This is a genomic window from Candidatus Arsenophonus triatominarum (assembly GCF_001640365.1).
Taxonomy (GTDB): Bacteria; Pseudomonadota; Gammaproteobacteria; order Enterobacterales; family Enterobacteriaceae; genus Arsenophonus; species Arsenophonus triatominarum.
This window is the reverse complement of record NZ_LWMI01000007.1, coordinates 297,667-310,967: the sequence shown is the minus strand read 5'-3', so window position 1 is coordinate 310,967 and position 13,301 is coordinate 297,667. Positions and strand designations below refer to the sequence as shown.

The window sequence follows — 13,301 nt, the reverse complement described above, 5'->3', positions numbered from 1 at the left end:
TTGGCCCTGTTACGGGCCGTGATGAATTAGTGATTGATTATATTCTAGTGCGATTAATAACACCTCAAGTTCATCGCTAGAAAAATGTCCTTGTGATTCGAGACGTTTTTCTAATTCTGCTGCAGTTTTTGATATGTTTTCAAAACCGGTAAGGGCTGCGCTACCTTTTATGTTATGTAAAATGTTTCGTAGATCTTCCCAATTATGCGTTTGTAAGCAATGTTGAGTACGCTTGATCATATCAGAAAAGTGCTGAGCTAGACGTTGATTAAACTCGTCTTCAGAAAATTTCATGATCGGTTCAGCATTATCGCAGTTAACTTCAGGTTGCATATCGCGATCGATCTGAATTTCGGCTGCCATCTCAATGCATTGAGCTAATTGCTCGAGTGACACGGGTTTAGTCAAATAGCCGTTCATTAATGATATGGTTTTTTCATGTTCGCTTGGATTAGCGTTGGCGGTAAGTGCAACAATTGGGCATTCAGTATCCAGAATGACATTACTTTTACGCCATAATCGAGTCGTCTGGTAACCATCAATATCGGGTATCCGTATATCCATTAATACCAAATCAAAAATATGTTTTTTACCTAGATTAAGCGCTGTTCTACCACTGTCCGCAGTATAAACCATTTGGCCAAGTTCAATTAGCATTTGGCTAATAATGTCAAGGTTAGTGGCAACATCATCGACTAAAAGAATTTTCAGCTTCCAGGGTATTATTGTTTTGAATAGCATTGATGAAGAGGGCAGAGAAATACCGTGCTGGATTTCATATAGCTGTTTCCATAATCGCCACGGCAAGTAGGTTAACTCTTCATTTTCAAGTAATGGATTCCTCCCTCCCTTAGCTCTACCACCCCACAAAGTAATTTGTGCATGTAGTTTATGTGGTGCCGCGATAGGTTCTGGTTGTAAACACATGGGTGAACTTGGTTCGAGTAAAGGCATACGAAATATGAATGTAGAGCCATAGCCATAATCACTCTTCAGGGTAATATTACCGCCCATAATAACGGCGATTTTTTCAGAAATGGAAAGACCAAGCCCTGTTCCAACTTTACAGTGTGATGACTGCACAAAAGGTTGGAATATACAAGCCTGATCCTCTTCTTTTATCCCCGGGCCGGTATCTTTTATATAAAAACAGAGCTGATTTTCTTCTACTTTAATCGTCAGTATGATATGCCCTTGTTCAGTAAATTTTGCCGCATTTCCCAGAAGATTAACTAAAATCTGCTGCACTCTTAATGAATCTAAATTCGAAGATTCTGGCACATCATTATTGACTATGCAGTGTAATTTAACCGGTTTATCTATTAAATGGGGCTGAATGGTGACCATCGCATCATCGACAATTTTTAGGATTGGGTAGCGGCGAAGATTTAATTCAACCTGATCGGCTTCAATACGAGAAAAATCTAAGATATTGTTAATAATACTGAGCAACGATTTAGCACAGGTATAGGCGGTATTACGTAAATTAGCTTGTTTTTCGGAAAGCGGCGTAGTTTGCAGTAATTCTAACGATCCTGTGATACCGTTAAGTGGCGTACGTAGTTCATGGCTGATAGTGGTAAGATGCTCACTTTTGCGCGCTGTAGCTCGCTCGGCCAATTGTTTGGCTTCAGTCAGTTCAATGGTTCGAATTGCAACTTTATTTTCTAATTCATCATAACTATGTTTGATAGTATCAAGTAACGTATTATAAGCGCGAGCAATATCACCAAGTTCATCTTTACGTGACTCAGGTAAACGGCGACTAAAGGTCGGCTGAACATCTTGTTTAATAATATTAACAAAATTGCGAATCGGTTTTGCCAAGTACTGCAACAAGATCCATAACATCACAATGGCCATAATAGCAAATGATAACAATGACCATTTCAATTCATGGAGAAAAGGAGTATATGCAATTTGCTTAATACGATCCTTCGGTATTAATGTGATTTGCTGCCAATTTGGGCCATCGATTTGTTCTGATATGGCATAATAATTGCCAATATCGATCCCATAAAGCGATCCTAAGAGATGAGTATAAGTTGGTATTAACATTTTAATATAGGCCATCTCATTTTTAGAAATATTTAACTCATCGTTGAATGATAAAACGCCTTTGGGAGTAAGAAAAAAGTTGATATCACTGGCATGATAAATATTAGAAACATCTAACATATCATTGATATCAATCACAAAGCCGACTTGTTGATGATTAGGTTTTTGCGATGACGGCGTGTAACTCATCAGTACATAAGCTCGTTTGCTAACAGTATCATAAAATGGCTCACTCCAACGAAAACCATCTGTTGTTGGTTGCTTGGCTAATGCGGTAATTTCAGCTATTCGTTTGGTTAAATTATTACGTTCTATAGTGGATAGCGCATAAATAGCGATACTTTTACCGGGTTCAATGATAAATGTATCAATATATCTTTGTCGACCTGACGTGCCAAAAGTTTGTAGCGCCCATAAATTAGTCATATTTGTTTCCATCGGATGACTACCAATATTAATTTGGCGGGCAACTAGTTCATGTTTGTCTGGAAAATGTAGGCATTCAAACTGGGATTCACTAATACGGCGTTCCAATTGCTGAATGTCAGTAATTGACTGTTGAAATAGTTTGCGACTCAAATGAACCCGAATTTCACCCGTTTGGTGATAGGTCATAAGAATATGTTGTATGGCACCACTATAAATATTGTTATAAAAATTTATTTCAATAAGTATCCATAAACTAATGAGTACCGAAACAAAGGCAAAGGTGAGTTTGGTCACTAAGGATGAACACCAATGTGTATTCATAATTACTCTCTTACTCCTAGAACGTATGCACATAGACACACATACAATTTATTAACAATAACGCAAATTGTGGTTAAGAATCTACTCTAATTTCTCTATTTATTTTTAATCTGTTTAGGTAACTATGAGATTAAGGTATTTACCTGATACGCCAAAGATATTGTATTATTCATACTTGTTAACAGATAAAAAAGGTGACAAGACGATGATAAAAAGATTTACAGCAACTGGATTGTTTGAAGTTGTTGAAAAAACAGAAAGCGATTGGAACGCAATTTGTTCGGGCAGAAATGCAAATTGGCTATCATCTTCTTTTGGTGCCACACTTGGTGTTCAGATAATACCGCCCGATAGCAAAATTTGGTATCAACAAGCAAGTTTAGTGCTTGTTTGCTGTCCAGAAGGAAGGAATATGGGGCTAGATTATCGACATTCTTATTGGGTGCTCTGGCAAGCCTACGATAAAGATATTGATGATAATCTACTTATTCAATCTATTTGTAGTCATCTGGCATTAGCTAAATTTTTGGAAGAAGGTTTGTGTCAACCTGTGGCATCACCACCATCGCGCTATCGGAGTATAAAAAGATGAAAAATAAACTCTGTTGCTTATTTTTATTAACCACAACGGTTGAACAGGCGGCATCAATGTCTTCCATCCATTGGAAAGACAGTGACCCCTTCGTTTATGTGAGTCGTGGGACACCGCTTGCATCGGTAATAAGAGATATTGGTAATTCTTATGGTATTCCTATGGATATTAGTGCACAGATACAAGATACCTTCAGTGGCCGAATTGAAAACAAAACACCGCAGGAAATTCTGGCATTTTTAGCGCACCAGTATGGCTTAGTTTGGTATTACGATGGTGATGTATTACATGCTTATAAAGCGCAGGAAATGAACAATCAAATTGTTTCTCTTAGTGCTTTATCAAGTGAACGTGCGCTGAACTATATGGGAAAAGCCGGTTTTTTAGATAAAAATAGTTGTGAAGTTAAATCGATTAATGGATTAAATGCGCTACAAGTTTATGGTGTCCCAGATTGTATTAATAAAGTAACCCGATTTATTAATCAGGTTGATCAAGAAGCAAAACAAAACATTCAAACGCAGCGCTTAATCCGCATTTTTCCGCTTAAATATGCATCAGCAACGGATACCATTTATCAATATCGTAAACAAAATGTGACCGTGCCAGGTATCGTTAGTGTCCTAAAACAGATGAATCAAACTAATGTAAGTGGCGTAAATGCACAACAAGATATAACGTCATTTGCCGCCGATCCAAGGCAGAATGCGGTAGTAGTTAGCAGTAATAAGCACGATATGGGGCTTTATAGCACGTTAATTAAACAACTTGATGTCGCACCAACCATGATTGAAGTCTCTGTATCGATTATTGATGTAGATGCATCAGATTTTAATCAGTTAGGTATTGACTGGTCGGCAAATGCCAAAATTGGTGGTGGATCAATTTCTTTTAACCAAGGTACATCAGGCAGTGATAATTTTTCAACTGTCATTGGCAATACCGGCAATTTTATGGTGCGCCTGAATGCATTAGAGAAAACTTCTAAGGCAAAAATACTTTCTCGCCCATCGGTTGTAACGCTTAATAATATTCAAGCCGTGTTAGATAAAAATATCACTTTTTATACTAAATTACAGGGTGATAAGGTCGCAAAACTGGAATCGGTAACTGCTGGCTCATTACTTCGTGTCACTCCCAGACTGATTGATAGCAATGGTCGCAAAAAAGTGATGTTATCGCTCAATATTGAAGATGGTCAGCAAGCGAAGGCGGTTAATGATAGTGAACCATTACCGCAAGTACAGAATTCAGAGATAGCAACGCAAGCAACACTCAATACCGGTGAAAGTTTATTACTCGGTGGCTTTGTACAAGATAAAGACCAAACGGTGCAAAATAAAATTCCATTATTAGGGGATTTACCATTGATTGGCGGTTTATTCAGGAGTGAAGATCGTAGCAAACAGAGTGTGATACGTCTGTTTTTAATTAAAGCAGAGCCTATCAATCAAGGAGGTTAATCATGGCAAGCAATTATAAATTGCTATGGTTAAATGGTCCGATGCAAGGGCGAGAATTGTTTCTGCCTGAAGGCAATCTGACCATGGGCATCGATGGTGACATTATTGCACCATTAGCAAGTCATACCTCTTTGTCACTGACGATACAGCCACAAGGTATTACGCTGAATCAGCCGATGACGGTATTAGTTGAAGGTGGGATGCATACTGGCCCTATGACATTTCCGCTAAACCAAGCCATTGTGCTAGCAGGTATTGGTTTTATGGTTGGACGGGCGGATGAATCATTACAATGGCGGCCGTTACCTGAAGCCAAACTTGCCGGTAAAACTAAATGGAGTTTATTACTGTGGGCCGGATTTTCACTCTTTATCTTGCTGGCAAGTTTATTTGTACTGTTATTACCACCATCATCAGCCACCCTGTTTGATCCTCATATTTGGTTAAAACAGCAGCTGTTGGCACCTGAATTGGTAGAGATACAGTCACAATGGGATAGTAATGGTGGGTTAACGTTGAGTGGTTATTGTAAAAATTTTATCGCTTTGTCACGACTAGAAAGAGAATTGAAATTTCATGGTATTCGTTTTCGTGACAAAACCGTTTGTATTGATCAACTTGTAGCAAATGTGCAGTCAGTTCTGGTCGCTAATGGTTATTTGCATGCAAAAGTGACAACTGGTAAAGAAGCAGGCGATATTCTTATTTCAGGCGCCATTCAATCGGGCAAGCAATGGGATAATGTTACCCAACAACTGAGACAATTAAATGGCTTACGTCATTGGCAGGTAAACAATGCGATTGGTGGTTTTAGTCAGCAATTAATCGATACATTACGGAGTAAAGGATTATTAAGTGGATTGATGGTTGAATCTCGCCAAGACAGCATCATCATCACTGGTTTGAGCGCCCCAAATAAAGAACAAAAAATATACCAGCTAGCTGCTTCACTTTCCGCTTCAACGGGACAGCATATGGATGTAAGAATTGAAAATATACCTGTTCGCGAAAATTTAAGTGATTATCTACCTGCCCAGGTTGTCAGTTATGGAGGTAATAGCAAAGCACCTTTTGTTGAGTTAAGTAACGGTATACGACTTAAACATAATAGCCAGTTGGATAATGGTTACGTTGTTAGTTACATCGATTTTACTGGATTAGATTTAAATCGTGATGGTAATTCTGTGCATATTCCATTTTCTTTTTAGGGGGTCATATGACATGTATCACAAAATTGGAAGAGAATTTAAAGCAACAATCAGAATATCAGGCAATTTATTTACAGCAATTAAATGACTGCCAAGAAAGTCTAACCCAAAATGATGCGAAATCTTCGTTGTCATTATTGGAGGCGGTAGAAGCAGCAAAACAGGTTATTAATATTTTAGCGCAACGATATAAAAAGCAAAATTAAATAAATATTTATTTTTCTATTTTTTATAAATTTATTTTTATAATAAAAAATTTTTAACCAAAGGAAATAATTATGTTTAATGACATTCAAGCATTAATATCGGATTTAGATTTTCGCCGTTCATTGTTATTTGAGCAAATGAAAGAGTTTGAATCTTTGCAACAAGAAATTAAACAATTAACTGAAGAATCTAGCCATAATACAACCGCACAAAATAAATTAAAGAAATTAGCACAAGCATTTCCAGAGGGTATTGATAAATGCCAAAAGGATATTCTTGCTAAGATTAATTCTCTTGAAAAAAATTTTCAAGTTATAGAGAAAACTTTTAAATCAATTAATAATGAGCCTGATGAAGGAAATAATACATCGTTAGGCTCAAACACCGCAGTAAATACAAAAAAAAAAACTTTTAAATCTTATATTTAGTTATGAGGGCTAAATTATGTCTACTCAAGTCTTAAACACATCAAGTAATTATTCTGTCAATGCTGGAGCTTTAAATGGCATTAAAGATGCCTCTGCAATATATAATGATCCAGTCTTATCCGATGGTATTGCGGTTCTTTATACATTTATGAGTTTGTTATCTGATATTGCCAAACAAAAATATGCGCAAATGCAGCATAAAGCAGATGTATCACGTAGCGCCCAGGATATGGCTAATCAGGTTGATGAAATCATTGCTGGGGTATCTAAAAAAGGTGATAAAGCGACCGATGAGCTTCCTGAAGCTGTTATCGACTATATGCGTAAAAACGGTATTAGCGTTGATGGTATGTCAATCGATGATTATATAAAAAAACATGGTGACAAATTAGATCAAGGTCAACTACAGGCGGTTAAGGCGGCGTTGGAAACGGTATCAAACCGTGCTTCTGATTTTGTTTCTCAATCTCAGCTGCAACTGCAAAAAGTGATGCAAAGTTATAGTGTGACGGTCGGTTTAATTAATAGTATGCAAACGATGTTGGCAGAAATGAATAAATCGATTGCCCAAAACATTCGTTAGGGAGGCAGCAATGGATAATAAAGATTTTGCCACTTTACTTGACTTTGTTCAGCAAGGTGGAGCGTTGAGTTGTTTGGCAAATGTCGATCAAAAGGATCTTGATTTACTTTACCGCTACGCGATGCAACTGATGACTTATGGTGATTATCAGAGTGCCAAGCGAATTTTTTTCTTACTAATGCGACTCAATCAAGGCAATTTTGAATACGTTTATGCTTTAGCAACTTGTTGCCAACAACTGCATGAACATGAAGAGGCTATTTTTTGTTTTGGTCGTGCGGGTATGAATCGTTTGCAAGATCCCCGTAGCCCTTACTTTGCTGGCATCAGTTATCTGGCACTTGGCAATCGCCAATATGCAGAGAAGTCTTTTCGTGCTGCGCTAAGGATATGCCGTTGTTTGCCGGCTGAGCAATGGCCAGAAGTCAGAAAAAATGCCAACCAACAGTTAGCTTATTTAATGGGAGAAATGTACCGTGAATAATATGAGTGTTACTTCATCCATTAATACAGCGGATAAACAAAATCCTCATGTTTACAATAGCTATCCGGCTAAAAAAGCCAGTTTACCCGAATGGTCTATGCCAACCTATGTTTCGTTGAATGTGGATCGTGATGAAAAAAATGGCGTTGTTAGTCATCAACAAGCGCAACAAGCTTTTGCCCGTATATTACATGCCTTACAAGCTGATGATGGTGCCACATTAGATCAAATCGAAAAGGCATCCATTAACGATATGATTTTACTGGCTGCCAACCTGAGTTTGAAGATATTTGGTGATACGGCGAATACGGTAGCGAAAGCTAGCCAATTGATGACAGATACCCAAGCATTTTTACGTGATAAACGGGTAAAAGAGTTTCAAGAACAACTGGCCAAACAAATTGAGAAATCGGAAAAAGCGCAAAGAGGCGGTATTTTTGCTGCTATTTTTGATTGGATTGTTGGTGCGGTAGAGGCTGTTTATGGTGCACTCAAACTGGTTGAAGGTGCGGTGCGGCTCGCGGTTGGTGATGTGGTTGGTGGTTCATTAGAAATTGCCAGTGGCTCATCTTATTTAACTGCTGGCATTGCAGGAATGGTCAAAGCTGCAGCAGAAACGGCAATATTGCTAGGTGCAGATAAAGACAAATGCCAGGAAGTTGCCAATGTAGCCGGTAAAGTTCAGTTGGGTGCTGAAGTTGTTGCGATGGCGTTAGATATTTTCCAGGCTGGGCGTGCGATATCGGCGACCAGAGCGATAGCCAAAACAGCGGGCGAAACCATGAAAGAAGCGGCGCCGAAATTAGCTGAAGCTGTGGTTAAAAATTCATCACAAGAAATATCAACTATTGCTAAGCAAGTTGGTCAGCAGGTCTCTGAACAGATCGCTGAACAAATTGGCAAACAATTAGGTGGAGGTGTAGAGAAAGGCTTAGAAAAAGTGGCTGAATGTGGCGGACAGATTGCTAAATCATTAAATAAGGCTTTCAGTCAAGAAGCAATCCAAACACTGGTAACCCAATCTGTTGAAAAGATAGCTACCCAAGCAGTAGAAAAAGGGGGGCAAATCACAGCAGAAGAACTTATTAAGCAAGTCACTAAGTTAATCCGTAATGAAGTAATCAAACAAGCCATTAAAGCCTGTACTTTTGTTTCTCTCGATTTGGTCTATGTTACGGCCAGTGCCGGTAAAACGGTAACTAGCGGTATTATTGGCCTAGAAAAAGCCAAGCTACAAAAACAGATCGAAGCATTGATCTTGCAACAAAATTTTATGGAATTTTGTTTTGACTGGTACGACAAAGCGAAAGAGCAGCAAGGTAAAACGATCAAAGATCTATTAGATAAACAGAGTGATACCTTATCAGGGGTAAGTAAGACGATTAGTGAAACGGGTATGTTGCAAGCGCGCATTGCTAGTACCACGGTTTAGGCGCAATAAATATTTTTACTGTAGTTGTTTCAATTAGCTATTACTAACCGTAAGTTGGTAATTAAACAGCTGGATTTTGATAATTATAAGGCATTGATAGTGTTACTTTTGTTCAGATTTAGACATTATTAGCCTGAAATTAATGATGAAAAGTAAAATTCAGAGCTAATTAATAGTTGATCATAAAATGATAATTGATATTGATATTGATATTGATATTGCTCTATTATCGCTAATAACGAAATTTAATGATCAACAAAACAACGACATAAAAGCGCCCTAAAACAACACGGTGTAAAACGCGCCAAGAAATGGGTAGTTACTCATTATTCAGATAATTTTAGTAGGAGGCAGTTATGAATGATATTCAATTAATGTCCGCTAATTCAGTTTCAGTCGATAAGTATGATGACGTTGGTAACAGTGGGCTCTATGGTGGTAGTAGTATGGATGCCATTGCTCAAATCAATGAATTGATTATTAAGTTAGCTGAAGTATTAAAAAAACTGCGTAACATTTTGCAGGAGTTTAACCAAAAGCAACAGGAATTAGGCTGGAATATACAAACTTCATCACTCGATAAAAAACGCCAAGGGATAGAAGATGCTTGTGATGCAGCCAAATTAACCGGTGCATTTCAAATTGCCTCTGGTTCGGTTGGCATACTAAGTGGTTTTTTCACCAAACAATTTGGTGAAATCGTCACTCATTTGGGACAAGCTGCCGGTAAAAGTCTGGAAGGAAGTGGCCAGCTGGGTTCTGCTGAAATGACTAAAAAGGCAGAATTGAAAAAAGTTGACGGTGATTTCCAAGCGATGAATGCGCAGAATTACGCAAAAAACATTAAGGACTCATGGGATAAAGCCTGTCAACTATCCGAACAAATGCGCTCTATCGTCAAAGATTTAGTTGACTTATACACGCGTATGAGCTCAGCATTAGTAAATAAATAAATCTAAATAATAAGTAGTATATTAATAGATTAAGGAAAATGCGCCGCTCAAGATAAGCTATTGAGCGGTTTTAATTAAGTGAGGCTTTGACCCAGATGACAATGACAAATATTAATCAGGAGGTTACGTTAGAGCAATTAATAGCCATTATTCAACAGGCATTGACACAGCCGCAAACACAACAAAACTTCTCCAGTGAGATATTAAATGCGACTTACCAACAAGCTGTAGATGCATATCAACAGCTGTTATTATATAGTAGCTCAGACTTAATCTGACAGTTACCGGTTATTTATACAGTACCTGTCAGGTTAAATTTGATTTAAATCTTTCTCTATCCAAAGTTGTTTTCCCTCGTGTAAAGTTGCCATAGGAGTTCGACCGCAACACATTTTTCCTTGATGATGAGTGCGTTGGTTATTATATTCCTGCTAACCATTTATCTAAATCAGCTTGTAATTCATCTAAAGCCCTATAGATTTTCTTACGAAAAGCCACCTGATAGAACTCTTGTAATACAGTTTTATGAAAACGTTCACAAATCCCATTAGTTTGAGGTGAACGAGCTTTAGTTTTTGTATGATCAATATCATTGATAGCGAGATAAAGTTGATAATCGTGATGTTCAACTTTACCACAATACTCACTGCCTCTGTCCGTCAGTATAGCTAGGCGACTTAATTTTGATTACAGCATATGTATTAAAAACAGGTCATCGATAGTGCATCCTGTTTCCATCTTTTTACGTTTAGCTTGAGACCATTTATGTTCTATAGGATTTAAATCTGGTGAATACACAGGCAAATATTCTATCTGGTGTCCTGCGTTTATAATTGCCTGTTCAATATTCTTACCTTTGTGAAAGCTAGCGTTGTCCATAAAAATAACAGAATTTTCAGGAAGTTCTGGGAGCAATATTTTTGTGATCCAAACATAAAAAACATCACGATTAATATTGCAATCAAATAATCCGATAGCAAAAAGGGTTGTTCCCAATAAAGCGCCAATAACATTTGTTCTTCCCTTAGCACCCCAGTTTTTCAGGCCAAAACAACGGTGACCTTTTGGGGAATAGCCGTGAGTTCGTGGAGTGTCATGTGAAAAACCACTTTCATCAATAAAAACAACAGATTTATCTTTTTTTTCATACTGTTGTCTTTTTTGCTGATGTGCCAGCCTGTCGCTTTCGTTGGTTTTTGGATGGAATAGAGTTTTTTTTATAGGTTAATCCCAGCTTTTTAAGGGATTGCCAAATAGTCTTTTTACAAACACCGAATCGCTCTGCCCGTTCCTTTTGGTAAGCATCTGGATACTGTTCCACATCTTTTGCTAAAGCATTTTTATCGAGCTTCCTCTTACGTGGCGTTGAATTTTTTGGCTCTGGTCGTTTAAGCCAACGTACTAAAGACGCTTTTCCAATACGGAATTGTTTCGCAGTTTCTCGAATTGTTAAACCTTCGGCTTTCCTTACAGATATTACTTTACGTCGAAAATCAATTGTATAACTCATAACACACCTTGTAATCAAAATTAAGTCGCCTAGCTATATCTCGTAACAACCGCTCTTTGTTGATCATTTCAAACCGTTATTTTCTAAGTTAAACCTCTTTTTATTGTCTATAGCGTGACAAAAAATGCAAGTCTCTATTCAGCAACTATTTTAATGAACGACTTTACTGTAAGTATCAATGTAAGTTTGTTGATAAACACGACCAACGCCTTTTAAATGACCGACATAAAAAGTTCTTGTGAACCCAGATAACCTGGATGCGCTGTTTCAATCTCACCACAGGCTTCATCATCTTGCGCTTTCTTTTCTAGATGCACTGATTTGTGATTCTGACAGGATAATTCCTTCTGTTGCGATTTTATCTTCAAGCACTTTTAGGCGTTTTGTAAAATTTTCGAGATTATGGCGCAGCCAAATAGAGCGAACGCCACTCCCCGAAACAAAAATGCCTTTATTACTACTGCGGTGTTGTCCGTGTGCAGGGTATTCAATCGCATACTCAACTACAGCGCTTTCAATCTGTTCATCTACTCTATTTTTTACGTTAGGCACCCGTCGATTTTGATTAATTAAAGCGTCTATCCCACCATCGTTAACAAGTTCCTGGTAGCGATAAAACGTATCTCGGGATACCCCCATAATCTTACAGGCTTTTGAGACGTTATTAAGCTCTTCAGCGAGGTTAAGTAACCCGACTTTATGTTTGATGATAGGATTATTTGTTTGATACATAGAATTACCTTTTATTTGATTATCTAATGATGTTAATTAAAACCGATAACGCTCTTTTTTAAATCAGAATTGTCAGATTAAGTTAAGACTAATATAGTTAAGTATCTTCTTCCCTTACCAGCAAGGGTTTGCCAATCTATCTCGCAGACTAATACGCTTAATATCCGTATCGTACCGCCCCTTGAATCTGTAAATTTGCAACACTCAATCAGCGTATATGAAGCATTGCTGGGAGGTGAACATGTTATTGCATGAACAAATTGAACACCTGTGTGAGTCATTGAAATTAAATTCTGTTCCGACTCATTAGTCATCACTTGCCGAACAGTGCATCGCCCAAGACAAAAGCTACGGAGAATTTTTACTGTCCCTATAAAAATGTGAGCAACAACAACGAGATGAACGAACTCGCAATCTCTTTAGTCGGATGGCGGGATTCCCAACGCACAAAGAACTCAGTACGTTCGATTTTAAGTTTGCAACGGGCGTTCCTAAGCAACAAATACAGGAATTAAGCGCATTAACGTTTATTGAGCGTAATGAAAATGTAGTGTTGCCTGGCCCAAGCGGTGTAGGCAAAACGCATTTAGCTATTGGATTAAGATTAAAAGCAGTACAGGCCAAGAGGAAAACCCGCTTTACGACAGCGGCTGAACTGATGCTGCAACTCTCAACGGCTAAACGACAAAATAAGCTCAAACAATATCTATCACGTTCGGTGATGGCACCGAAGTTGTTGATCATAGATGAGATTGGATACCTACCGTTTGGGCGAGAGGAAGCAAACCTATTTTTCAATAAGCCTGTTGCTCAATAGCAAAATTAATTATGACTTACAAAAAAACCAGCCGCTGATGATAAAATAATCAATTTTTGCATTAAAAATAACCCATGTAAGATT

14 protein-coding genes and 2 pseudogenes are annotated in these 13,301 nt (G+C 37.9%); 11 read left to right on the top strand and 5 right to left on the bottom strand.

The features are described from left to right. Positions 1–9: 9 nt before the first annotated feature. A complete protein-coding gene (locus AYJ55_RS06770) occupies positions 10–2,808 on the bottom strand; it encodes a two component system sensor kinase (protein ID WP_063655032.1) in 2,799 nt (932 codons plus the stop codon). Positions 2,809–2,983: 175 nt separating this feature from the next. Between AYJ55_RS06770 and AYJ55_RS06765 the strand changes: the two genes are divergently transcribed. The 10 genes from AYJ55_RS06765 (at position 2,984) to AYJ55_RS28280 (ending at position 10,436) form a co-directional block, all read left to right on the top strand. Continuing rightward, entirely contained in the window at positions 2,984–3,400 is a 417-nt protein-coding gene (locus AYJ55_RS06765) for a hypothetical protein (protein ID WP_187153190.1), read from the top strand. Next, the gene (locus AYJ55_RS06760; RefSeq protein ID WP_063655028.1) at positions 3,397–4,863 is read left to right on the top strand and encodes an EscC/YscC/HrcC family type III secretion system outer membrane ring protein; all 1,467 of its coding nucleotides are present in this window, start codon (positions 3,397–3,399) and stop codon (positions 4,861–4,863) included. The genes AYJ55_RS06765 and AYJ55_RS06760 overlap by 4 nt, the downstream gene beginning before the upstream one ends. A gap of 2 nt (positions 4,864–4,865) precedes the next feature. Continuing rightward, a complete protein-coding gene (gene sctD / locus AYJ55_RS06755; protein ID WP_063655026.1) occupies positions 4,866–6,071 on the top strand; it encodes a type III secretion system inner membrane ring subunit SctD in 1,206 nt (401 codons plus the stop codon). Between the two features lie 8 nt (positions 6,072–6,079). Next, entirely contained in the window at positions 6,080–6,277 is a 198-nt protein-coding gene (locus AYJ55_RS06750; RefSeq protein WP_063655024.1) for a hypothetical protein, read from the top strand. A 72-nt stretch (positions 6,278–6,349) separates the two neighbouring features. Continuing rightward, entirely contained in the window at positions 6,350–6,706 is a 357-nt protein-coding gene (locus tag AYJ55_RS06745) for a hypothetical protein (protein WP_063655022.1), read from the top strand. Positions 6,707–6,722: 16 nt separating this feature from the next. After that, positions 6,723–7,289 carry a type III secretion system translocon protein SseB gene (sseB, locus tag AYJ55_RS06740; protein ID WP_063655020.1) on the top strand — a complete coding sequence of 189 codons (567 nt, stop codon included), beginning with the start codon at positions 6,723–6,725 and terminating at the stop codon, positions 7,287–7,289. A gap of 10 nt (positions 7,290–7,299) precedes the next feature. After that, positions 7,300–7,773 (top strand): SycD/LcrH family type III secretion system chaperone, encoded by a 474-nt coding sequence (locus AYJ55_RS06735; protein ID WP_063655018.1) that lies wholly within the window; start codon positions 7,300–7,302, stop codon positions 7,771–7,773. Position 7,774: 1 nt separating this feature from the next. After that, positions 7,775–9,205 (top strand): type III secretion system translocon subunit SseC family protein, encoded by a 1,431-nt coding sequence (gene sctE / locus AYJ55_RS06730; protein WP_063655152.1) that lies wholly within the window; start codon positions 7,775–7,777, stop codon positions 9,203–9,205. Positions 9,206–9,561: 356 nt separating this feature from the next. Further along, complete coding sequence (sseD, locus tag AYJ55_RS06725) at positions 9,562–10,158, top strand: type III secretion system translocon protein SseD (RefSeq protein WP_063655016.1); 597 nt, start codon at positions 9,562–9,564, stop codon at positions 10,156–10,158. A gap of 95 nt (positions 10,159–10,253) precedes the next feature. Continuing rightward, positions 10,254–10,436, top strand: coding sequence for a hypothetical protein (locus AYJ55_RS28280; RefSeq protein WP_187153189.1), 183 nt, complete (start codon positions 10,254–10,256; stop codon positions 10,434–10,436). A 33-nt stretch (positions 10,437–10,469) separates the two neighbouring features. Here AYJ55_RS28280 and AYJ55_RS25245 read toward each other — a convergent pair. From AYJ55_RS25245 to AYJ55_RS06710, 4 genes and pseudogenes are all read right to left on the bottom strand, one after another. Further along, a pseudogene (locus AYJ55_RS25245) lies at positions 10,470–10,839 on the bottom strand (integrase core domain-containing protein); the annotation flags it as partial. Between the two features lie 6 nt (positions 10,840–10,845). After that, the gene (locus AYJ55_RS06720; protein ID WP_063653499.1) at positions 10,846–11,334 is read right to left on the bottom strand and encodes an IS630 family transposase; all 489 of its coding nucleotides are present in this window, start codon (positions 11,332–11,334) and stop codon (positions 10,846–10,848) included. Next, on the bottom strand, positions 11,303–11,668 hold the full coding sequence (locus AYJ55_RS06715) for an IS630 transposase-related protein (RefSeq protein WP_063653415.1): 366 nt from the start codon (positions 11,666–11,668) through the stop codon (positions 11,303–11,305). The genes AYJ55_RS06720 and AYJ55_RS06715 overlap by 32 nt, the downstream gene beginning before the upstream one ends. 159 nt (positions 11,669–11,827) lie before the next feature. Next, positions 11,828–12,400 (bottom strand): annotated as a pseudogene (locus AYJ55_RS06710) (helix-turn-helix domain-containing protein); the annotation flags it as partial. 427 nt (positions 12,401–12,827) lie between these two features. On the opposite strand from AYJ55_RS06710, the gene AYJ55_RS06705 reads away from it, so the two are divergent. Continuing rightward, complete coding sequence (locus AYJ55_RS06705) at positions 12,828–13,217, top strand: ATP-binding protein (RefSeq protein WP_245677288.1); 390 nt, start codon at positions 12,828–12,830, stop codon at positions 13,215–13,217. Positions 13,218–13,301 lie beyond the last annotated feature (84 nt).